We start from the raw sequence: 20,939 nt of genomic DNA on the forward strand, positions 1-20,939 counted from the left end.
CAACGTCTTTGCAGAGCAGAATGATTTATAGTAAAGGTAATACGGTGTAAAGGGGAAAATCTATGCCATGGCTGTTGGATCTTAACGACCCGTCTAAGGCATCGTCGTTTTTTCAGTCTGTTTTTCAACATGTAACCGATGCTATTTTTGTTATCGACAAGCATGGCATCATCGTGGAAGCCAACCCGTCCGCGATGCGAATGATCCGTTGGAATGCGGAAGATTTGATTGGCAAAGTCCATTTTTGTGAAGTTTGCCGTGGAATGGCTACCTGTGACTTTGAAGTAACGTGTACAGAATGTTTTGCGAAAAAACTGCGCATGCCTTCTTTCGAGATGACCATTCGGACGAAAGACGGCAAAGAGTTTTCGGTGGAAGCCAGTTCAACCAGCGTCCCCGTAGAAGAGGATGCTGCGCTGGTGGTGATCCTCAGGGATTTGTCTGAACAGATCCGAGCGGAAAAAGCACGTCAGCAGAAAATGATGACCAAACATGTTTTTCGAGCCCAGGAGGAAGAACGCAAACGGCTTTCCAGAGAATTGCATGATGGCATCGGCCAGTCGTTGTACAGCATCCTGGTAGGCCTGCAGGTCTTGAACCAACAGGAAATGGAGCATGATGTAAAAACGCTGATCCAGGATTTAACCAACATGACTTCCCACACACTGGACGATGTGAAAAACCTGGCGGTAGATCTGAGGCCAGCCGCGCTGGATGATCTTGGCCTCATTCCTGCCCTGCGATCTTATTTAAGGAATTTCGAGAAAATGTTCGGTATTGAAACTTCTTTCGACATCAAGGCACCCCATCGCAGATTGCATCCTGATGTCGAGACAGCCGTTTATCGGATCTGTCAGGAGGCAACCATTAACGCGGCCAAATATGCGGATACGGATAAAATCGTCATCGCCTTTGAGGATAAAGGAGAATGGCTCAAGCTGACCATTCAGGACTTTGGAGTGGGCTTTGACACGACGCAGATCCAGATACAGGGGACGGGTTTGGGATTATATGGCATGAGAGAACGAGCGGAGATGCTGGGGGGAGAGGTCTTCATCCATTCTGAACCAAATCAGGGGACGACGATCACGGTGAGGATTCCAGTCAGTGACAAAGGGGAATAGCTTATGACCATAAAAGTATTGATCGCGGATGACCATTCGATCGTCAGAACAGGCTTATCGATGCTGATTAACGCCCAGGACGACATGGAGGTTATCGCGACGGCTGCAGATGGCAAAGAGGCCTATCAGAAAGCGCTCGAGTGCAGCCCGGATGTAGTCCTGATGGATATCAGCATGCCTCCTGGAGAAAGCGGTCTTTCAGCAACGGAACGGATCAAGAAAGCGCTGCCGGATTGCAACGTTCTCATTTTGACCATGCATGATGATGAAGAATATGTTTTCCGTGTCTTGCAGGGCGGTGCGTCAGGATACATCTTAAAAAGCGCCGCCGACATGGATGTAATTTCTGCGATTCGTACGGTGTATAATGGATCAGCCTATTTGTACCCGTCAGCCGCAAAGTTGTTAATCACGAACTTTTTGAACAGGGTAAAAAGCGGTGAGGAATCTTCCAGATTTGAAATCTTGTCAGAACGTGAAAAAGAAGTCGTCAGTCTGATTGCCAAAGGCTTCACGAACAAAGAGATTGCGGAGCAGCTCTTTATCTCGGTAAAAACAGTTGAATCCCATAAACAAAGAGCGATGGAGAAACTAAACCTAAAAAGCCGCGCCGAACTGGTGAAATACGCGTTGAAAAAAGGCCTTTTAGATTTCGAATAATAGAGGAGACATAAAACCATTCGAGCATGCCGATGAATGTAAGTTGCACCAGCACCTTGCGGAAATCCTACGGGAACTATATAATAAGTAGCATCTTTTATGATTCGTAAGGAGGATTATTAAAAAATGTTTTTTATCAGATTGCGTTTCCGTACTTTGAACAAGTAATTAAATACTGTTCAAAGGCTCTGCTTGTGTAGGCAGAGTAAACGGGACCAGTCTGCCCTTTTTTAATAATCTTCTTTTCGCATAGAACAATGATGAAATGTGGAGAAAGGCGGATAGATCAGCCTTTCTTTCTTTTTGTATATTTTCCTTTCTTCCCCTCTTTCACATCAGGATGGGGCTGCTTCCCTTTACTCTGAATCACAGGCAAAACGCCTGTGATTTTTTATTTTCGAAAGGAAGAGATCGCATGACCAACATCATCAAAAAAGCAGAACTCGTGAGTAGATTTGAATCAGCATTTACGTGTCCACACTGTGAGAGTTCGATGAAAGTCGTTGATTGGAAAAGCCTGATATGTGCGAACAAGCACACGTTTGATATCACCAAACAGGGATACCTCAACATGATGATCCGACCCTCTCACAGTCATTACAACAAAGAATTGTTTGAAGCAAGGCATAAAACGATCAGCGAAAGCAGCTTGTATGCTCCCATGCATAAATGGATTGCCAAAGCCATCAAGCAGCATGTGGAAGTTTCTACTGATCCTGTTATGGTGTTGGACGCGGGCTGCGGAGAAGGGTCACATCTGCAGAAGATTTTGGACGATTGCATGTGTCCAACGATCACAGGGTTCGGAATCGATATTTCCAAGGAAGGCATCGCCATGGCAGCAAAGAGATACAAAAACTCGCTTTGGATGGTAGGCGACCTGGCAAGAACCCCATTCAAAGATAGGTCGTTTCAGGTGATTCTTTCGATCTTATCTCCTTCCAATTACACGGAGTTCAAGCGGATTCTCATTCAAGATGGACTGGTCATTAAAGTGCTCCCGCGTCCCAATTATCTAAAAGAACTGCGGGAAGAGCTTTTCGATACCAACAGCAAAAAAGTCTACCAAAATGAGAAAACGGTGTCGCTTTTCAAAGAGCATTTACAGCTGCTTGAGGCTTTTCAGTTACGTTATACCCAGAACCTGAGTCAGTCAGAGCTTCCCCACATTGTTCAAATGACCCCGCTTGCCTGGTCTGCGGACAGAGAACGAATCAAAACGTATCTGAAAAAAGATTCGGCTGAGATCACCGTGGATTTGGAAATTCTGGTTGGGATGAAGAAACAAACGGAGAAACGGAGGTAGGGAATGATGGGACAAGTATGTTTGGAATTAAAAAATATTGAAATAACGTTTTTGGATCAATTGGTATTAGACATCCCCCAACTGGCCGTGCATCAGTTTGATCGCATTGGGATTGTCGGAAAAAACGGTGCTGGAAAAAGTACGTTGTTGAAATTGATGGCTGGGCAAGTCACGCCGGATAAAGGGCATGTAAACCGATTCGTGGATTTTGCCTATTTTGAACAATTGTCAAAGCCAGGTGATAGTGAGACTGATTATGAGTGGTTAGGCAAGTTTGCTGTACCTCAAACAGAAATGGAGCATTTAAGTGGTGGTGAGCAGACGCGGATGAAGTTGGCCCAATTATTCTCCACCTATCATGAGGGCTTATTGTTGGATGAGCCGACGACTCATCTGGACGCAGCTGGCATACAGCTTTTCATCGAGGAATTGACGTATTATGTTGGCGCACTCGTACTTGTGAGTCATGACCGTTATGTATTAGATAAGCTCGTCACGAAAATTTGGGAAGTAGAGGACGGTCAGGTAACGGAATATACAGGAAACTATTCAGATTACGTCGCACAAAAAGAGCTCAAACGAAAGCAGCAGCAGGAACAGCACGACAAGTATGTAAAAGAAAAAACTCGGCTGTTAAAGGCCGCAGAGGAGAAAATGAGAAAGGCTGAAAAGATTACTCAGGCAAATAATCATATGTCAAAAAAGGAAACCAAAGCAAAGGCAAACAAAATGTTTATGACGAAATCTAAAGATACCAGCCAAAAGGCGGTTCAACGTGCAGCTAAAGCGATTGAGCAGCGAGTGGAACAACTCGAAGCAGTGGAGGCGCCGGAGAAGGAACAAATCCTTTATTTTCCTCAACCAACAGCGCTCAAGCTGCACAATCCCTTTCCGATTATGGCGGATCGCTTAACGTTAAAGGCAGGGAAGAAAACCCTGCTCAAGGAAGCTAGTTTCCAATTCCCATTAGGCAACACCATCGCGATTACAGGAAAAAACGGTTCAGGGAAAACCACACTCCTTCGTCATATCATACAACAGGGAGAAGGGATGATCATATCGCCCAAAGCTGTCATCGGATCATATGAACAAATGGGTTATCACTTTGAGAAAGATGAGTCCGTACTTGCATTTATGAAAGAACGAAGCGACTATGAGGAAAGCAAGATCCGTGCAGTCCTCCACGCAATGAACTTTACCGGAAATGATATAAGAAAGAATGTGCGCGATTTAAGTGGTGGAGAAGCGATCCGTTTGGTCTTGTGTCAACTGTTTTTGGGAAGATATAATGTGCTGGTTTTGGATGAGCCGACAAATTTTTTGGATGTGTTTTGTATGGAAGCGTTAGAACGCTTTATAAAAGGGTATGAAGGCACTGTCCTTCTCGTATCCCATGATCGCATGTTTATTGATCGCGTAGCAGATCGTATCTATGTCATTGAACAACAACAGCTAAGATTATTAACGTAATCAGGAAAAGAAGCGGGGAAGGCATCTCTGCTTCACGGTTATAGGAAGGCAGCCATGATAAAATCCGGCTGCCCAGAAGCCGTTACGTTCAGCCATGCATTGCGGAACAGCTGCGGGAGCACGACATCACGGACACGTGGATGCATCAGCAAGCAGGGAGGAGGCAGAAGAGAGCAGCGGGAACAATTTCACAGCTATCTTCAGCAGGCGGACACCTTGTCGCGTTTGGCGAAATGGTGTAGCCGTGGATATCCGGCGTGGCATGGAAATTTTATCCCACCAATTTTTACTGGTGGGTGAACAAAGGGGCCGATCTGGTGGAGCATTTTTTCGATGCCTACGCGATCCGGTACCGTTCGTTCGAGACCGCAGGATGGCGGGGGAATGGCATGATATATTAAAATGATATCGAAGCTTCTCGAGGATGGACAGTAACATGCGGAAGGTTGTAAGGACTCGGCCAGGAAAGGAGCAACAATATGAATTTGACCTATGAAGTTATACCAGATGAGAAAATTGAGTGCTGCAGGGAGCTGTGCAATGAGCTCATGGCTTTTCAAAAGTCGAAAGCATACATAAAACCGGAATTGTTTGACAGCATGAATTTTGAGACACGGATGATCCCTTCGATTAAAAAAGCGATCTGCAATTACACCGTGGTCGTGAAAGATGATGATAAAATAGTCGGGTATGTCTATTCAAACATCTCTCCCAAGGAAACGTATGACAATGAATTCGCCACTTTTTTTGACCTCTCTTCCGTCAGCAGAGAGAATGTGGGGTGTTTGTCCCAATTTTATTTGAAAGAAGCGTACAGACAGTCCGGGATTGGCTCCAAGTTGTTCGATCTGTCAATGAAGTGGCTGAAACAATTTGATGATGTGGATGATTTTTTTATCTTTGTCTCCAATGGCAATCATAACGCCCTGGAATTTTATAAACGGAAAGGATTTTCCGTCAGCCATGAGATATTGGACGGTTTTATCACCGTGTTGCGCAGTCACCGCCGGGATTTGTTCGAGCAGGGGTCGCCGGAATCAAAGTGACCCGCCATTCGGGAATCGTTTCCCTTCGAACATAGCCGGCCGTGGCAGCTTGATAGACAGTGAAAAGGCGTACCCTGGTACACGCAGGGTACGCCTTCATTTTTTTATTCGTCCGGACTCCGAAGCTTATGGATGAAACTTAATAACAGAAAAGAGAGCGCCATAATGGAAAGAACCCAATAAGTCGCAAGCTGCATGTTTCCGGACTCAACAGCCATGAAAATCGCGGTGGGAATGGTTTCCGTTTTGCCAGGAATCACGCCGGCAAACATCAACGTTGCGCCAAATTCTCCAATCCCTCTGGCAAATCCGAACATATACCCCGATAACAAGAATCTCCACGCCAGGGGGAAGGTTACGTACCAGAATACTTGCCATTCATTGGCCCCCATCGAGCGGGCCGCATCTTCCAAATCCTTGTCGACCGATTCAAACCCTGTCTTCAGCGTCTGATAAACAAGCGGAAATGCCACAACAGCGGCTGCCACCACTGCTGCCCACCAGGTAAACACGATGGATTTGCCAAAAAGCCACTCAATCAAGCGGCCAAGCCAGCTGTTTTTGCCCATCAGAAAAAGAAGGCCAAATCCCACCACCGTAGGGGGAAGAACAAGGGGAAGCAAAAAGAATGTCTCGATAAGCAGCTTCCCTCTGAATTTTCGGCGAGCCATCCGCCATGCGCAAATGATAGCCAAAATAAATGTGATAACACTGGCGATAAGCGTTACCTGTACGGAGATTACGACCGGTGACCAGAAATTCATTCATTCTTCACTGCCGTCTCAAAACCATATTTCGTAAAAATGGCTTTGGCCTCCGGCTCCTGCAGCCAGCTGTACAGCGTCTGGGCTTCTTTTGCATGCTTGGAATTGGTGGTGATCCCGATCGGATAAACAATCGGGGAGTGGGTTTTCTCATCGGCGACGGCCGCGATTTTTACGTTGTCTGACGAAGCGGCATCCGTCTGATAGACGATTCCGGCGTCAACATTTCCGGTCTCGACATAGGTGAGCACCTGTCGAACGTCTTTGGTAAAAATGAATTTGGGCTGTAAGGCATCCCAGATTCCCAGGTTTGTGAGCGACTGTTTCGCATAAGTTCCTGCGGGGACAGACTCAGGTTGTCCAATGGCAATTTTTTCGATTGCCGGTTTTTGGAGATCCGCGAAAGCATGTACTTGAGCTTGAGAATCTTTGGGGATGATGAGCACAAGCCGATTGGTTACCAAATCGGCGGTATTCTTTGCATCGATCAGTCCTTTCTCCACCAGTTCCTTCATCTGCTTTGTGGCGGCAGATATGAAAAGATCTGCAGGTGCACCTTGTTCAATCTGCTGCTGGAGGGTTCCCGAAGAACCGTAGCTGATCACCAGTTTTTGGTCAGGGTGGGTGGATTCATACAGCGGTGTCAACTCTTTCATGACATCCGTCAGACTGGCCGCTGCCAGGACGTACAGCTCAACAGGGGAAGAAGCTTGTTGGGCGGGAGCCTGTTGGGGAGCAGCTTGCTGATTGTTCGAAGAGCTGCAGCCGACAGCGGAAAGCAGGAGCGCAAGCATAACGAACATGGATGTGAAACGAGAAAACCGTTTCATTTCCAACATCCCTCTCTTTCAATTGTATTAGATATAACAAAATATAACTAAATTATACTAGTTATAATCTATGTCTATCAATCGATATTTTGATATAATGGACATGTGCTTGGAATACGGAGGTCATCCATATGCAGGAAATCTCTTATACACCGGAAGAAGTGGCAAAGTTGTTACGCGTGTCCAAATTGACCGTGTATGACCTGATCAAGAAAGGGAATCTTCCAGCCTACCGGGTCGGCAAGCAGATGCGTATCGATGCGGCTGATTTGGAAGCCTACAAATCAAGAACCAAGGAAGGTCACGCCGCTTTTTCCAGATCCATGACGGAATCGCCATTGAAACAGAGCTTTTCCGCAACCGGAGTCAGGCCCATGGTGATTACCGGACAAGACGTCAGCCTGGATATCCTGACGAAATATATTGAAAAAACCACAAAAACCGTACGTCCGCTGCGCTCTTATGTTGGCAGCCTGGACAGTCTCATCTCGATGTATCAGGGGCAGTCCGATGTGGTCAGTACCCATCTTCTTGACGGTGACACCGGAGAGTATAACCTCTCTTACATTCGCAAAATTCTGGTGGGATTTCCTTATCTTGTGATCAATCTTTGTTTCCGGACCGCCGGTTTTTATGTGCAAAAGGGCAATCCGAAACAGATTCGTTCATGGGAAGACTTGAAAAAGCCCGGGCTGACCATCGTCAACCGTGAAAAAGGCTCGGGTGCCCGCGTCCTGCTTGATGAGCAGCTGCGGCTTCATGGGATCTCCCCTGAGCAGTTGAAAGGCTATGAAACAGAGGAATCGAACCATCTTGGCGTTGCCGGAAAAGTTGCGGAGGGACAGGCAGATGTCGGGGTTGGTATCGAGAAAGCAGCTTATATCGTGGGGGTCGATTTTGTTCCGCTCATTCAGGAACGGTATGATCTTGTAATGCTAAAAACCCCTCAAAACAGGGAGTGGATTGAAATCATCATGGAGATTCTCCAGTCTGAAGCTTTTCGCAATGAGTTGAAATCCATCCGCGGCTATGATTTGTCGCGAACGGGGGAAATCATGTTGGAAGCTTAGGAACATGCGGGATATAAACGTTGGCGGTATCGCTGTGAAAACCGGCTCCTCTTCACTCGTCAGGGCCGGTTATTTTTATGCCTGCATGCTGTCTTCGAGTACAATGTCACGATGAGTACATTCGGACAGAATTGGTGAGAATGAAGAAGAGGATGGCGGCTTTTCCTGCTGACTTGGGGAGAAAGCAAATGTAATGTTCACATAAACGTAGGGGGAATCTGGATATGAAAGCATTAGTATTTTGTGGGCCAGGAAAGTACGAGTGGGTAGAGAAGGACAAACCGACGATTCAGAAACCGACGGATGCGATCGTAAGAATCACCAGAACGACGATTTGCGGCACGGATTTGCATATCTTGGGCGGTGATGTACCGGCGGTAACCGACGGCCGAACCCTGGGGCACGAAGGTGTCGGAATCGTAGAAGAAGTAGGAGCAGCTGTAAACAATTTCAAACCCGGGGACAGGGTGCTGATTTCTTGTGTCACTGCCTGCGGAAAATGCGATTACTGCAAAAAAGCGATGTACGCCCACTGTGAAGAGGGTGGTTGGATTTTGGGGCACCTGATCGACGGAACCCAGGCGGAATACGTTCGTATCCCTTATGCCGACACCAGCTTGTACCACATTCCTCCGGGAAGCGATGAGGAAGCGCTTGTCATGTTGAGCGACATTTTGCCGACGGCCATGGAAATCGGGGTAATCAACAGCGGCGTTCAGCCTGGGGATGTGGTCGCGATCGTCGGGGCAGGGCCGGTCGGGATGTCGGCACTCTTGACAGCGCAGCTTTATTCGCCGGCGGAAATCATCATGGTCGACCTTGACGATAATCGTTTGGAGCAGTCCAAAAGGTTCGGGGCCACCAAGACCATTAACAGCTCCGCGGGAAATGCGGTTGAGCAAGTAATGGAAGCAACGGATGGAAAGGGTGTCGACGTAGCGATTGAGGCCGTCGGGTTCCCTGTAACCTTCGACATCTGTCAGCAAATCCTGAAGCCCGGCGGACGGCTGGCTAACGTCGGTGTGCACGGCAAACCGGTCGAACTGCACTTGGAGCGGTTGTGGCTGCGCAATGTCAGGATCACGACCGGACTGGTCAGCACGAGCACGACTCCGATGCTGTTAAAGACCGTACAGTCGGGAAGGATCAAACCAGAACAACTGATCACTCACCGTTTTCCGCTGGACCAGATCATGCAGGCGTACGAAGTGTTTCGAAATGCTGCCAAAGAAAAAGCGATGAAAGTCATTTTATACAACGATTGACTTGCAAGCAAAGGAACGGCTCAAACCGTTCCTTTGCTTGTTTCCGCTGAGAAGGGGCGGCCCGTCGTTAATTCATACTTGACTCATAGGAATTATGGGAATAAAATAAATGGCACAGATACAATATAGAGAATTTATTATCAAATAGTGATAAATTCGAGGTGTTGTGATGGAACGGATCAGAGCAGCCCGCGGCTCTGCCCTTCGCTGCAAAGGGTGGAGACAGGAAGCGTTACTTCGGATGCTGGAAAACGTGCTGGAAAACGGCGAAAATCAACAGGAACTGGTGGTTTACGCTGCATTGGCAAAAGCGGCGCGAGACTGGAAGTCGTTTCATGCCATCGTCGACAGTTTGAAAACTCTCAACGATGATGAAACCCTGGTGATTCAGTCCGGCAAACCGATCGGCATTTTTAAAACGCATGTTTTTGCCCCGATCGTGATCATGGCGAACTGCAATCTTGTAGGCAGATGGGCAACCAGCGAGCACTTTTATCAACTGCAGGAAAAAGGGCTGATCATCTGGGGCGGACTTACCGCAGCGGCATGGCAGTACATTGGGTCGCAGGGGGTGATTCAAGGCACCTACGAAATTTTTTCCGCCATCGCCAGAAAACACTTTAACGGAAATCTGGCCGGCCGCTTTATTCTTACCGCCGGTCTGGGGGGAATGGGAGGAGCCCAACCGTTGGCCGGTGTGATGGCGAATGCGGCGATTCTCTGCGTGGAAGTGGATGAAGCGCGCGTGGACAAGCGGATGCAAGTCGGTTACCTGCAGAGAAAAACAGCCGACCTCGACGAAGCGCTGGCGTGGATCGCGGAAGCGCAGGCCCGAAAGTCGAGTATTTCCATTGGATTGCTTGGCAATGCGGCGGAAATCTATCCGGAAATCCTCAGAAGAGGGATCGTGCCTGACATCGTCACCGACCAAACCTCTGCCCACGATCTGCTGTACGGTTATGTCCCGGCCGGCTACAGCCTGAAGGACGTGCGGCGGATGAGAGAGGAAAACCCGGAGAAACTGCAGGGGGACGCAAGAGCCTCCATTGCCCGGGAAGTAGAGGCGATGCTGGAATTTAAACGGCGCGGTTCGATCGTCTTTGATAACGGCAACAACATCCGGACGCAGGCCTACCAACATGGTGTGAAAGAGGCATTTGACATCGATATTTTCACGGAGGCGTTCCTGCGGCCGCTCTTCTGCAGGGCAATCGGTCCGTTCCGCTGGGTGGCGCTGTCGGGTGACCCGCAAGACATCCAGGCGATCGATCAGTTTATCCTGCAGGAATTTTCCGACAATGAGATCGCAACCAACTGGATTCGCTTGGCCAGCAAGTACGTGCCGTTTGAAGGGCTGCCGGCCCGGATCGGCTGGTTCGGCCACGGGGAAAGGACCAGGCTGGCGTTGGCGGTTAACCGGATGGTTCGCGAAGGCAAGCTGAGCGGTCCGATCGCGTTTTCCCGCGATCATCTGGACGCCGGAGCGATGGCACATCCCAACATCATGACCGAGCGGATGAAAGACGGGAGCGACGCGATCGCCGATTGGCCGCTGTTGAATGCGATGCTCAACTGCAGTTCGATGGCGGATCTGGTGACGATTCATTCCGGCGGCGGGGGTTACTCCGGGTATATGACCAGCGCAGGCGTGACGATTGTGGCCGATGGTACAGCCGAGGCGGACATGCGCTTGAAGCATACCTTGGACAACGATACGGGCATCGGCGTGCTGCGCTATGCCGATGCCGGTTACGAAGAAGCGCTGGACGAAGTGAACAAAAAAGGCATTCGCCGGGTGTTGACCTGACTGCACCCGTCCAACGCTGAATGACGAGGAGGAGAAAAATCATGCGTGTACTAACCATGGACGACGTAATTGCGGCAGTGAAGGGAGGCTCCGTGTTTGCTTCCGGCGGAGGCGGCTGGGTGGATCACGGATTGGAGATCGGCGGGGCGGCCGTGACGATCGGGCAGCCGAAGCTGGTTTCCGTGGATGAACTGCCGGACGATGCCATCATTGTGACCGCCACCGCGATCGGCGCCCCCGCAGGAGATCAATGGCAGATGCTGGGCAGCGACTATATCAAAGCAGTCAAACTCTTGATGGAACACTACGACGGCAAGGTAGTCGGCCTGATGACACCGCAGAACGGCATGTCAAGCACGATTAACGGCTGGCTGCCCGCAGCCGCTCTCGACCTGGTGGTGGTGGACGCCACGGGAGATATCCGGGCTCATCCGACCGGCAAAATGGGATCATTGGGACTGGCCGGGCGCCTTGATTTTGAAACGATCCAGGTTGTGGTCGGCGGAAGAAGAGACACCGGTTCCTACCTTGAGCTCGTCGTCAAGGGGACGCCGGCGAAAACCTCCACGATCCTGCGCACGGCGGCCGACATGTCCGGCGGCTTTATCGCGGCGGCGAGACACCCTCTGCCCGCCAGCTACATCAAGAAACACGCCGCGATTGGCGGGGTTTCCTTGGCGATTGATCTGGGAAAAGCGATCCTCGAGGCGGAACCCAACGGCGCAGAGGCCGTGATCGAGGCGATCTGCAGGAAAACCAACGGCGAAATTCTCGGCAGGGGCCGGGTGGCGCACTCCACGGTTACCTATTCCGGTGCATTTGATATCGGGAAAGTCTACGTCGATGTGCCGGGGAACCGTCTTACCCTGCACGTGATGAATGAATACATGGCCGTGGATGACGCTGAAGGCAACCGCCTCACCACGTATCCGGACGTGATTACGACGATCTCCACGGAAACAGGGAAGCCGGTAAGCGTCGGCCATCTGAAGGAAGGGATGGAGATCGCGGTGTTCCGTATCCACAAACGTTACATTCCGCTCAGCTCCAGTGTCCGCGACGCTTCCGTCTATCCCGAGGTGGAACAGGCGTTGGGCATTCAGATCGCCGACTATGCGCTGGCCGAGTAGCGTGTCCGGCTTCCATGCTTCAGCATGTCCGCCCTGGGGATCGGCGGGGCCATCAGCGGTGCAGCGAAAAGGGGGAGTTTGATGGAAGTAGCCGCGAAAGCCTTTCAGTATATTTGGGAAAATCAGGAGCGCTTTCTCACAGCGGTTCAGGTTCATTTGACGATAAGCGTTACAGCCCTGCTGGTCAGCCTGCTGGTTTGCATACCGCTCGGCATCGTTTGTGCCAAAAGCCAAAAGATCGCTGCCACGGTAATGAATTCGATCAATACCTTTCGCGTGATCCCCAGCCTGGCCATTCTGGTGATCATCCTGCCGATTCTCGGGACCGGCTTTGTCCCGGCCCTGGTGGCCTTGATTCTGCTCGCCTGCCCGCCCATCTTGATCAATACATATCTCGGATTTCGCGGCATTGATCCGGCCGTGATCGAAGCAGCGTCGGGCATGGGCATGGATGAACGTCAGATCTTGCGCAAGGTGGAATTTCCGTTAGCCATGCCGCTGGTGATTGCCGGCGGCAGGACAGCGGCTGTGGAAGTGATCGCAAGCGCGACGCTGGCAGCTTTTATCGGAGGGGGGGGATTGGGCACTTTTATCGTAAACGGCTTGGGCATGTACAACTTCCCGATGCTGTTGGTCGGGGCGGTTCCGGTCGCCATCCTGGCCATTCTGTCGGAAGTGTGTTTTGCAGGCATCGAACGGTGGGTTACCAGGTATCAAAGAGACTAATAAAAAAATAGGGGGATTTTCATGAGAAAAGTATCTTTTCTGTCGTTGGCCGTCACAATGATCGTATCGCTGCTCTTGACCGCCTGCGCCAGCAGCGGCGGGTCGGGGAAACCCAAGATTACCGTCGGGTCGAAGAACTTCACCGAATCGTTGATTCTGGGCGAAATGTATTCCCTGGCACTGGAACAAGCCGGGTACCAGGTAGAGCGCAAACTGAATCTGGGAGGAACGATGGTCGCCCACGAAGCGTTGAAAAACGGCGAGATCGATATGTATCCCGAGTATACGGGTACCGGCCTGATCAATATCCTGCAGCAGTCGCCAAAATCGGATCCGAAAGAAGTGTACAACATCGTGGCGCAAAACTACAAAGAAAAATTTCATTTGGTATGGCTGGAACCTACCAATATCAACGATTCACAAGGGCTCGTAACGACGCGCAAAGTGGCGGAAAAGTACAACTTGTACACGATTTCCAAACTGGCGGAGCTGGCGCCGCAGTTGAGACTGGCGGCGGTACCCGAGTTTGAGGAACGCGAGGATGGCTTGAAAGGCTTGCAGAAACATTACGGTGGAATGAATTTCAACAGCGTGAAACTGTATGACTACGGCGTCAAGTATCGCGTCATTTTAAATGATGAAGCCGATGTTACCGTCGGCTTTACCACCGACGGGGATTTGACCAACAAGGATCTGGTGCTGCTGGAAGACGACAAGAAATTCTGGCCCCCCTACTTTGTCGCCCCGGTGATCAGAGAAGACGTTCTGCAGAAAGATCAGGAGATCGGCAAGGTGTTAAATGCCGTTTCCGCCAAGCTGAACAGCGAAGTGATGCAGACGCTGAATGCAGAAGTGGATATCAAGAAACGGGAATATGCCGAAGTGGCAAAAGAGTTTCTGCAAAAAGAGGGGATTCTCCCCAAACAATGATACCGGTTCCTTGGCTTCCTTTCCGTGAGAAGGGAAGCCAAGTGCCCCTTGGAAAAGGGAGTTGGGCAAACGTGGCAAACCATTCCATCGTGTTTGACAAGGTGACGAAACGATTTCCGAAGGCGGACAAGCCTTCGGTGAATGAAGTTAGCCTGCAGATCGAAGAGGGAAGCTTTGTAACCATCTTGGGCGCATCCGGCTGCGGGAAAACCACGCTGCTCAAAATGGTGAACCGCATTTACGAACCGACATCGGGACGCATCTTCGTAGAGGGAGAAGATGTCGCCACGGTGCCGGTCACGCAGCTGAGGCGAAAGATCGGCTATGTGATTCAACAAGTCGGATTGTTTCCGCATATGACGATTGAGGAAAACATCGCCACGGTTCCGCGCATTTTGGGGTGGGACAACAAGCAGATTGATGAGCGAATCGATGAATTGCTTGAATTGGTTCATCTGCCGCCCAAGGATTTTCGCAAACGGTATCCGCGCCAGCTTTCCGGCGGACAGCAGCAGAGAGTCGGGTTGGCGCGGGCGATGGCAGGGAATCCCGCGATCATGCTCATGGATGAACCGTTCGGCGCAATCGATGCCATCACGCGGGCAAGTCTGCAGGATGAGTTGATCCAAATTCAGCGGCGATTGCACAAGACGATTCTCTTCGTCACCCATGACATCGAGGAAGCGCTGAAGCTGGGGGACAAGATCGTGATCATGAACAACGGCGAGATTCAACAGTATGATACGCCGTTCCACATCATCACCCAACCGGCCAATGCGTTTGTCAGCCGCCTGGTACACTCCGAAGACGTGCTCAAGCGGTTGAGCGTCATGAAAGCGGAGAGCGTGATGACGGAGATAGAAGGAACCGTTCATCCCAATGAAATCAGGGTATCCAAGGAAGAAAACTGCAAAACGATTCTGATGCACATTTTAAAAAGCGAGCATGATTCCGTCATTGTGGAGGACGGCAACCAAACGCCCGTGGGCCGGGTGACGCTTGCGCATCTGAAGATTCATGAGGCGCTGAGCCAATCCCTGTCTGCTTCCTGACCGAAGAAGTAGGTGAACGCCGATGCTTGACTATTTGTTAAAGTATTATGACCAGATTCTCATCCAGTTTCTTCAACATCTCGTGTTAACGGTGAGCACGCTGGTTCTCGCCTTGCTGTTTGCCCTGCCTGTCGGTTTCCTGCTCTCGCGGGTCAAGTGGCTGTCGGTTCCGGTGCTGTCCGTCCTGGGCATTATTTACGCCATACCGAGCCTCGCCCTGTTTGCGATGCTGATTCCGCTGGTCGGGTTAGGCGTGAAACCGGCGATTATCGCGCTCGTCGCTTACAGCCAGCTGATCCTTGTGCGCAACGTGATGGTCGGCTTTCAGTCCGTCGATGCTTCGATCATCGAGGCAGGCAAAGGCATGGGGCTCAGTCCGGCCCAGCTGTTTTGGAAAATTGAATGGCCGCTGGCTTTGCCCGTCATCCTCGGAGGAGTGCGCATTGCCGCCACCTCCACGATTGGCATCGCGACCATTGCCGCGTGGATTAACGCTGGAGGACTGGGGAAGATCTTGTTTGAAGGGCTGTACCAGAATTCCATCCCGAAAATCGTTTGGGGAACCGTGTTTGTCTCCCTGTTGGCGATAGCCGCCAATCAGCTGCTGCTCTGGCTGGAAAAGCGTTCGGCGTTAAGGGCGAGAGGCGAATTGTCCTAAGTCATGAAGAACAAATGAGGGGTGATATGGATGCCTGTGGAAACAAAGCAAATTATCATCGATGGTGAAACGCTCTCGCTGCAGCAGATGACGTCATTTCTCGAAGATCCCTCCATTCAGGTGGCCTTGTCGCCCCAAGCGAGAGAAAGGGTGCAGAAGTCGCGCCGCCAAGTGGAAAGATGGTTGACGGCAGAACGCAAAGTGATATACGGTATTACCACAGGTTTGGGAAAATTGAAAGATTATGTCGTCGCCGAACGGGATCAGGCGAACTTTCAACAAAACATCTTGTACTCCCACGCCGTTGGACTGGGTCCTTGTTTTCCAGATGATGTTGTCCGCCTGGCGATGCTGCTGCGCGCCAACGTGTTGAGCCGGGGGCATTCCGGGGTGAGGCCGGAGCTGATCGAACGGATTTTGATGTTCTTGAACAAGGGAATCATTCCATTAATCCCGCAAATTGGTTCTTTGGGGGTTGGCGATCTGCAGCCGATGGCCCATCTTGGCTTATGTCTGGTGGGAGCGCCGGAGGGAGAGGCGCGATATCAGGGAGAAGCGGGGAGCGCTGTTCAGCAGCTGCAGAAAGCAGGCATCTCCCCGGTCCCGTTTCCGCTGGCTGCCCGGGAAGCGCTGGCGTTGATGAGCGGCAGTACGATGGTGCTGGCCAATGCGATCTACGCCTGTCACAAAGCCAAGCAGCTAAGCCAGCTTGCTGATATCGCACTTGCGCTCAATCTGGAAGCGATGCGCGGGGAGATCAACGCCTTTGACGAGCGCATCCAGAACGCCCGCGGGATTCCGGCGCAGATTGAGACCGCACGGCAGGTAAGAGCGCTGCTGGAGGGGAGCGGGTGGGTCACCGACGCCGGGAGAAGCAGACTCGGTGAAACAAAGCCCCGGGTGCAGGATGCGGTCAGCTTTCGCTCTTCCCCGCAGGTGCATGGGGCTGTCAAGGATGTTCTGCACTATGTGGAAACGGTTATTTCCAGAGAGATCAATGCTTCTACCGACAATCCCCTGCTTTTTTCCGGTGAGTCCGGCTACGAAAGCCTGAGCGGCGGTAATTTTCACGGGGCGATCTTGGGTTATGCGCTGGATTTCCTCGGGATCGTGCTGACCGATCTGGCCGTCTTGTCAGAGCGCCGGTCGGCGAGATTGCTTGACCCGACGGCAAGCTACGGATTGCCGGCCAATCTGGTCGGCGGCTTGATCGGGCTCAATACGGGGTTCGCGCTGGTGCAAGCGAATGCCATCGCGTTGGTGGGAGAGATGAGAACGCTTGCCGCCCCTGCCAGCATCGGCTCGATCCCGGCCAAGAGCAATCAGGAAGATCACAACAGCATGGCGATGGGGGCTGTGCGGAAGACGATGCAGATCCTCGAGCATTTGCAAAAGGTGCTGGCGATCGAACTGCTGTGCGCCGCCCAGGCGATCGACTTGATCAAAGACAAAATGAGCGGCTTGCCGCTGGGTAAAGGAACAGCGCTCGTCTATCAGCTGATCCGTAAATCCGTTCCACCGATGTGGGAAGATTCATATGTAAAAGCGGATTTGGAAAAAATGATACGGTTGGTGGAGGATGATACCATCTTGCGCGAAGTGAAACATGTGCTTACATAAGCGGGAGGTCAAATGGTGAACGGCACGCAAACATTGGGACGGGCCTTGGATATTTTGTTTGTCTTGGCGGAAGCGGAATCCACCCTTTCCGTCAATGAAATCGCGGAAAGGGTCTCGATTCCGGAAAGCACAACCTACCGATTGCTGCAAACGCTGGAAAAGAACGGGATTGTGGAAAGAAGAGCCAAAGGGCAGATCGGCCTCGGTCTCCGCATCCTGGATTTGGCGAGGAGCTTGTACCAGCAGATTGACCGTGAATTGTTTGTCATCGCCCGTCCGATCATGGAAACGCTTACCGAGAATACCAATGAAACCACGATTTTGATGGTGCGGACGGGAACCAATGTGATCTGCATCCAACATGTGGAAAGCCGCCGGTTGATTCGTTTTGCGATTGAAAACGGCAGAATCCTGCCGCTTCATTTGGGCGCTTCCGGCAAAGCAATCCTGGCTTATGAGACCAAGCGGGTAGTGGATCAGATCTTGCAGCGGCTGGAAGACCAGCAGAAAAAGGAGAAGCTGCTGGCAGACCTGGCGCAGATTCGGCAGCAGGGGTACTGTTTGACGGTGGGGGAAGTCGACCGGGACGTGTTTGGCATCGCTGCACCCATCTTTGACAGTTACCAGCGGATTGTTGCCAGTCTGACCATCGCCGGTCCAGCGGAACGCCTGTCCCCTGAGACGAGTGAAAGGATGGTCAGGTCTGTCATGGAGGCAACCCATACGATCTCCCAGAAGCTGGCCAGAGTCTCACAGGTCACGATCGAGTAAAGAGAGGGAATCCCATGAAGCAAGATATGTACGATTTGGTGGTCAAGGGCAACGCAGTGCTGCCGGACGAGATCGTGTACGGTGCCGCCATCGCCATCTCGGACGGCAAAATCAAGGAGATTTTGCGGGAGAACGAACCCGTATCGGCCGCGAAAACGATCGATGCGGGAGATTGCTACATCCTGCCCGGTGCCATCGATGCCCATGTCCACTGCTACAGTTCCCTGGAGGAGGGGTTTGCGACGGCCAGCCGTTCGGCAGCGGCCGGCGGGGTGACCACGATCATTGAAATGCCCTATGACGCCACCGGGATGATCTGTACGGAGGAGCTGTTTCTGGAGAAAGCAGAAAAGCTGAAACGCGAGTCCATTGTGGACGTTGCGCTGCTGGCCACCATTTTCAAAGAGGGCGGATTGGATGAAATCCCCAAACTCGCACGCGCCGGCGCATGCGGTTTTAAAGTTTCGATGTTTAATACGGATTCCTTTCGCTTTCCCCGCATTGACGACGGACAGCTGCTGGAGGCGTTTGCCACAATCGCGGAAACGGGCTGTCCGGTTGGTGTGCACGCGGAGATTGACGAGATTGTCAGAAGGTATATCACCAAATTTGAAAGCCAGGGCCTGCAGGATCCGCGGGCCCATTGCTGGAGCAGGCCGAAGGCGGCGGAATCGACGGCGGCGGTAACGGCGATGGAGCTGGCCTACTATACGGGAGTGAAGCTGCATCTTTACCATTCCACCTTCCCGCGTGTCTTTGAGTTGGTTCAGTATTACCGCTCGCAGGGGACAAAAGTGACGGCGGAAACGTGCGCGCATTACCTGACCTTAAGCGAGGACGATATGCTGACGCTGGGAGCAAAAGCGAAGATTAATCCACCGCTCCGTTCCAAACAGGATGTGGAGGCGCTTTGGCAGTTGATAGCCAAAGGGCATGTGGACATGATCACCTCCGATCACGCCCCGTGGACGATGGAACGAAAGGGAAATCCCGATATTTTCCAAAACGCGTCCGGCGCGCCAGGCGTGGAAACCCTGCTGCCGTTGATGTACAGCGAGGGCGTGGCGAAAGGGAGAATCACCCTGCTTGAGCTCGTCCGGCTGCTCAGCCAAACACCGGCAGCTACCTTCGGGCTGGATGATTGCAAGGGAGCGATATCAGCAGGCAAGGATGCCGACCTGGTCGTGCTCGATCCCAGGCAAAGCTATGTGCTGGATGAAAGCACGCTTCACTCCAGCGCCGGCTGGAGCCCCTACCACGGCAGGCTGCTGCACGGAAAAATTGTGTATACCTTTGTCAGAGGGAAGATGGTATATGACGGACAGGTGACCGGTCAGCCGGGAGACGGCCGGTTTGTTCGGGCAAAACATCACTGACAGGGGTGTTTTTTCATGGATCACTTTCCACTGAAGCCGAATCCGAAGCGAATCCAACAGGATATCGAAACAATGGCCACCTTTGTCGATCGGACAAAACCCGGGTGGACGAGAAGGCCTTTCACGACGTGGTACGAGCAGGGGAGAAACTGGCTGCGGCAGCAAATGCTCGCATGCGGCATGGAAGTGGAAATCGACGCGGCTGCCAACCTGATCGGCAGGATCGCCGGCAGTGAATCGAACTTACCGCCGATCATGATTGGTTCCCATACGGATACGGTAACAGGCGGCGGCCGATTTGACGGAATTGTCGGTGTTTTGGCCGGCTTGGAAATTGTCCGGAGGATAAAAGAAACAGGAACTCTGCTCCGCCATCCGCTGGAGATCGTTGATTTCACGGCGGAAGAACCGAGTGAGTTTGGCATTTCCACCATCGGCAGCAGAGGCATGGTGAACAATCTGACGGAGGAGATGCTGGCAAGGCAGGATATGACCGGTCTTTCCCTGCGGGACGCGATCAAGATGGCGGGCGGCGATCCGGAACGGCTTGCCGCGCGGGCGCGCAAAAAGGGAGAGGTGGCCCTCTACCTGGAGCTTCATATTGAACAGGGGCCGGTGCTGGAACAGACCCACAACCAACTGGGCGTGGTGACAGGGATCGTGGGGATACACCGCTATCGGGTGGTGGTGGAAGGAAAGGCCAACCACGCCGGCACCACTCCGATGGACATGCGGTTTGACGCGTTGACCGGGGCTTCGCAGCTGATTCTGGAGTTGGAAGCCATCTGCCGGGAGCCGCATGTGGAACCGGTCGTGGGGACCGTGGGCAAACTGCACGTGGAGCCAAACGCAGCCAATGTGATTCCGGGCAGCGTGATGTTTGAGCTGGAAGTGCGCTCGCTCGATACCGGCCTGTTGGAACAAATCATGCGCCGCTTTCAGAAGAGGGCCGCTGAAATTGGCAAGTCGCGAACATTGAACATCAGCATCGACAGTTTGTCCAAATCAGAGGCGATCCGTGTGGATGAAACAATCCGGCAAGTGATCGCCGAAGCATGTCAAAATACGGCCAAGACGGCTTATCTGCCCAGCGGAGCGGGCCACGATGCCAATCAGCTGGCAAAGATCGCACCGATCGGGATGATTTTTGTTCCCAGCAAGGATGGCAGAAGCCATTGTTCGGAGGAATGGACGGATTACGCAGACGTGGCACGGGGCGTGGAAGCTTTGGCCCGGGCCGTGATGAGCTTTGATCAACAGCTTTAGCGTGGCCGCGTTTCACACGCGCGCTGCTCATGAAACAAACGGGAAACGCCCTTTTCGACGCCATCCGT

Annotated in this window: 20 protein-coding genes; 18 read left to right on the plus strand and 2 right to left on the minus strand. The window is 51.9% G+C overall.

Features of this window, described 5'->3' with window-relative positions:
• The first annotated feature begins 62 nt into the window (after positions 1-62).
• The 6 genes from G3578_RS01915 (at position 63) to G3578_RS01940 (ending at position 5,606) form a co-directional block, all read left to right on the plus strand.
• A complete protein-coding gene (locus G3578_RS01915; protein ID WP_165208062.1) occupies positions 63-1,124 on the plus strand; it encodes a PAS domain-containing sensor histidine kinase in 1,062 nt (353 codons plus the stop codon).
• Positions 1,125-1,127: 3 nt separating this feature from the next.
• Complete coding sequence (locus G3578_RS01920) at positions 1,128-1,784, plus strand: response regulator transcription factor (protein WP_165208063.1); 657 nt, start codon at positions 1,128-1,130, stop codon at positions 1,782-1,784.
• 415 nt (positions 1,785-2,199) lie between these two features.
• Positions 2,200-3,090, plus strand: coding sequence for a methyltransferase domain-containing protein (locus tag G3578_RS01925; protein WP_165208065.1), 891 nt, complete (start codon positions 2,200-2,202; stop codon positions 3,088-3,090).
• A gap of 6 nt (positions 3,091-3,096) precedes the next feature.
• A complete protein-coding gene (locus G3578_RS01930; RefSeq protein WP_165208409.1) occupies positions 3,097-4,560 on the plus strand; it encodes an Msr family ABC-F type ribosomal protection protein in 1,464 nt (487 codons plus the stop codon).
• A 257-nt stretch (positions 4,561-4,817) separates the two neighbouring features.
• Positions 4,818-4,961 (plus strand): hypothetical protein, encoded by a 144-nt coding sequence (locus G3578_RS01935; RefSeq protein ID WP_165208067.1) that lies wholly within the window; start codon positions 4,818-4,820, stop codon positions 4,959-4,961.
• A 198-nt stretch (positions 4,962-5,159) separates the two neighbouring features.
• The gene (locus G3578_RS01940; protein WP_241254398.1) at positions 5,160-5,606 is read left to right on the plus strand and encodes a GNAT family N-acetyltransferase; all 447 of its coding nucleotides are present in this window, start codon (positions 5,160-5,162) and stop codon (positions 5,604-5,606) included.
• Positions 5,607-5,710: 104 nt separating this feature from the next.
• On the opposite strand, the gene modB is transcribed toward G3578_RS01940, so the two are convergent.
• Complete coding sequence (gene modB / locus G3578_RS01945; protein ID WP_165208071.1) at positions 5,711-6,370, minus strand: molybdate ABC transporter permease subunit; 660 nt, start codon at positions 6,368-6,370, stop codon at positions 5,711-5,713.
• The gene (gene modA / locus G3578_RS01950) at positions 6,367-7,209 is read right to left on the minus strand and encodes a molybdate ABC transporter substrate-binding protein (RefSeq protein WP_346773938.1); all 843 of its coding nucleotides are present in this window, start codon (positions 7,207-7,209) and stop codon (positions 6,367-6,369) included. Before modA ends, modB begins: the two co-directional genes overlap by 4 nt.
• 122 nt (positions 7,210-7,331) lie before the next feature.
• Here modA and G3578_RS01955 point away from each other — a divergent pair, with 122 nt between their 5' ends.
• The 12 genes from G3578_RS01955 (at position 7,332) to G3578_RS02010 (ending at position 20,871) form a co-directional block, all read left to right on the plus strand.
• Positions 7,332-8,270, plus strand: coding sequence for a helix-turn-helix transcriptional regulator (locus tag G3578_RS01955; RefSeq protein ID WP_165208075.1), 939 nt, complete (start codon positions 7,332-7,334; stop codon positions 8,268-8,270).
• A gap of 224 nt (positions 8,271-8,494) precedes the next feature.
• Positions 8,495-9,535 carry a zinc-dependent alcohol dehydrogenase family protein gene (locus tag G3578_RS01960; protein WP_165208077.1) on the plus strand — a complete coding sequence of 347 codons (1,041 nt, stop codon included), beginning with the start codon at positions 8,495-8,497 and terminating at the stop codon, positions 9,533-9,535.
• Between the two features lie 169 nt (positions 9,536-9,704).
• Entirely contained in the window at positions 9,705-11,342 is a 1,638-nt protein-coding gene (locus G3578_RS01965) for a urocanate hydratase (RefSeq protein WP_165208079.1), read from the plus strand.
• Between the two features lie 41 nt (positions 11,343-11,383).
• On the plus strand, positions 11,384-12,472 hold the full coding sequence (locus G3578_RS01970; protein WP_206529402.1) for a DUF917 domain-containing protein: 1,089 nt from the start codon (positions 11,384-11,386) through the stop codon (positions 12,470-12,472).
• Between the two features lie 81 nt (positions 12,473-12,553).
• Complete coding sequence (locus G3578_RS01975) at positions 12,554-13,198, plus strand: ABC transporter permease (protein WP_165208081.1); 645 nt, start codon at positions 12,554-12,556, stop codon at positions 13,196-13,198.
• Between the two features lie 21 nt (positions 13,199-13,219).
• Positions 13,220-14,128: an ABC transporter substrate-binding protein gene (locus G3578_RS01980; protein WP_165208083.1), complete on the plus strand. Its 909-nt coding sequence runs from the start codon at positions 13,220-13,222 to the stop codon at positions 14,126-14,128.
• Positions 14,129-14,199: 71 nt separating this feature from the next.
• Positions 14,200-15,180 (plus strand): ABC transporter ATP-binding protein, encoded by a 981-nt coding sequence (locus G3578_RS01985; protein ID WP_346773939.1) that lies wholly within the window; start codon positions 14,200-14,202, stop codon positions 15,178-15,180.
• Between the two features lie 22 nt (positions 15,181-15,202).
• Positions 15,203-15,838: an ABC transporter permease gene (locus tag G3578_RS01990; protein ID WP_165208087.1), complete on the plus strand. Its 636-nt coding sequence runs from the start codon at positions 15,203-15,205 to the stop codon at positions 15,836-15,838.
• Between the two features lie 30 nt (positions 15,839-15,868).
• Complete coding sequence (locus G3578_RS01995) at positions 15,869-17,458, plus strand: HAL/PAL/TAL family ammonia-lyase (RefSeq protein ID WP_165208089.1); 1,590 nt, start codon at positions 15,869-15,871, stop codon at positions 17,456-17,458.
• Between the two features lie 15 nt (positions 17,459-17,473).
• Entirely contained in the window at positions 17,474-18,229 is a 756-nt protein-coding gene (locus G3578_RS02000) for an IclR family transcriptional regulator domain-containing protein (RefSeq protein ID WP_165208091.1), read from the plus strand.
• A gap of 14 nt (positions 18,230-18,243) precedes the next feature.
• Entirely contained in the window at positions 18,244-19,605 is a 1,362-nt protein-coding gene (locus G3578_RS02005) for a dihydroorotase (protein ID WP_241254399.1), read from the plus strand.
• 15 nt (positions 19,606-19,620) lie between these two features.
• Entirely contained in the window at positions 19,621-20,871 is a 1,251-nt protein-coding gene (locus G3578_RS02010) for a Zn-dependent hydrolase (RefSeq protein ID WP_165208093.1), read from the plus strand.
• The last annotated feature ends 68 nt before the right edge of the window (positions 20,872-20,939 follow it).

Source organism: Brevibacillus sp. SYP-B805 (assembly GCF_011059135.1).
In the GTDB taxonomy this organism is placed as follows: domain Bacteria; phylum Bacillota; class Bacilli; order Brevibacillales; family Brevibacillaceae; genus Brevibacillus_F.

Coding starts and splice junctions, on each gene's coding strand:
- G3578_RS01915 (WP_165208062.1), top strand. CDS start 63: ATGCCATGGCTGTTGGATCTTAACGACCCGTCTAAGGCATCGTCGTTT.
- G3578_RS01920 (WP_165208063.1), top strand. CDS start 1,128: ATGACCATAAAAGTATTGATCGCGGATGACCATTCGATCGTCAGAACA.
- G3578_RS01925 (WP_165208065.1), top strand. CDS start 2,200: ATGACCAACATCATCAAAAAAGCAGAACTCGTGAGTAGATTTGAATCA.
- G3578_RS01930 (WP_165208409.1), top strand. CDS start 3,097: ATGGGACAAGTATGTTTGGAATTAAAAAATATTGAAATAACGTTTTTG.
- G3578_RS01940 (WP_241254398.1), top strand. CDS start 5,160: ATGAATTTTGAGACACGGATGATCCCTTCGATTAAAAAAGCGATCTGC.
- modB (WP_165208071.1), bottom strand. CDS start 6,370: ATGAATTTCTGGTCACCGGTCGTAATCTCCGTACAGGTAACGCTTATC.
- modA (WP_346773938.1), bottom strand. CDS start 7,209: ATGTTGGAAATGAAACGGTTTTCTCGTTTCACATCCATGTTCGTTATG.
- G3578_RS01955 (WP_165208075.1), top strand. CDS start 7,332: ATGCAGGAAATCTCTTATACACCGGAAGAAGTGGCAAAGTTGTTACGC.
- G3578_RS01960 (WP_165208077.1), top strand. CDS start 8,495: ATGAAAGCATTAGTATTTTGTGGGCCAGGAAAGTACGAGTGGGTAGAG.
- G3578_RS01965 (WP_165208079.1), top strand. CDS start 9,705: ATGGAACGGATCAGAGCAGCCCGCGGCTCTGCCCTTCGCTGCAAAGGG.
- G3578_RS01970 (WP_206529402.1), top strand. CDS start 11,384: ATGCGTGTACTAACCATGGACGACGTAATTGCGGCAGTGAAGGGAGGC.
- G3578_RS01975 (WP_165208081.1), top strand. CDS start 12,554: ATGGAAGTAGCCGCGAAAGCCTTTCAGTATATTTGGGAAAATCAGGAG.
- G3578_RS01980 (WP_165208083.1), top strand. CDS start 13,220: ATGAGAAAAGTATCTTTTCTGTCGTTGGCCGTCACAATGATCGTATCG.
- G3578_RS01990 (WP_165208087.1), top strand. CDS start 15,203: ATGCTTGACTATTTGTTAAAGTATTATGACCAGATTCTCATCCAGTTT.
- G3578_RS01995 (WP_165208089.1), top strand. CDS start 15,869: ATGCCTGTGGAAACAAAGCAAATTATCATCGATGGTGAAACGCTCTCG.
- G3578_RS02005 (WP_241254399.1), top strand. CDS start 18,244: ATGAAGCAAGATATGTACGATTTGGTGGTCAAGGGCAACGCAGTGCTG.
- G3578_RS02010 (WP_165208093.1), top strand. CDS start 19,621: ATGGATCACTTTCCACTGAAGCCGAATCCGAAGCGAATCCAACAGGAT.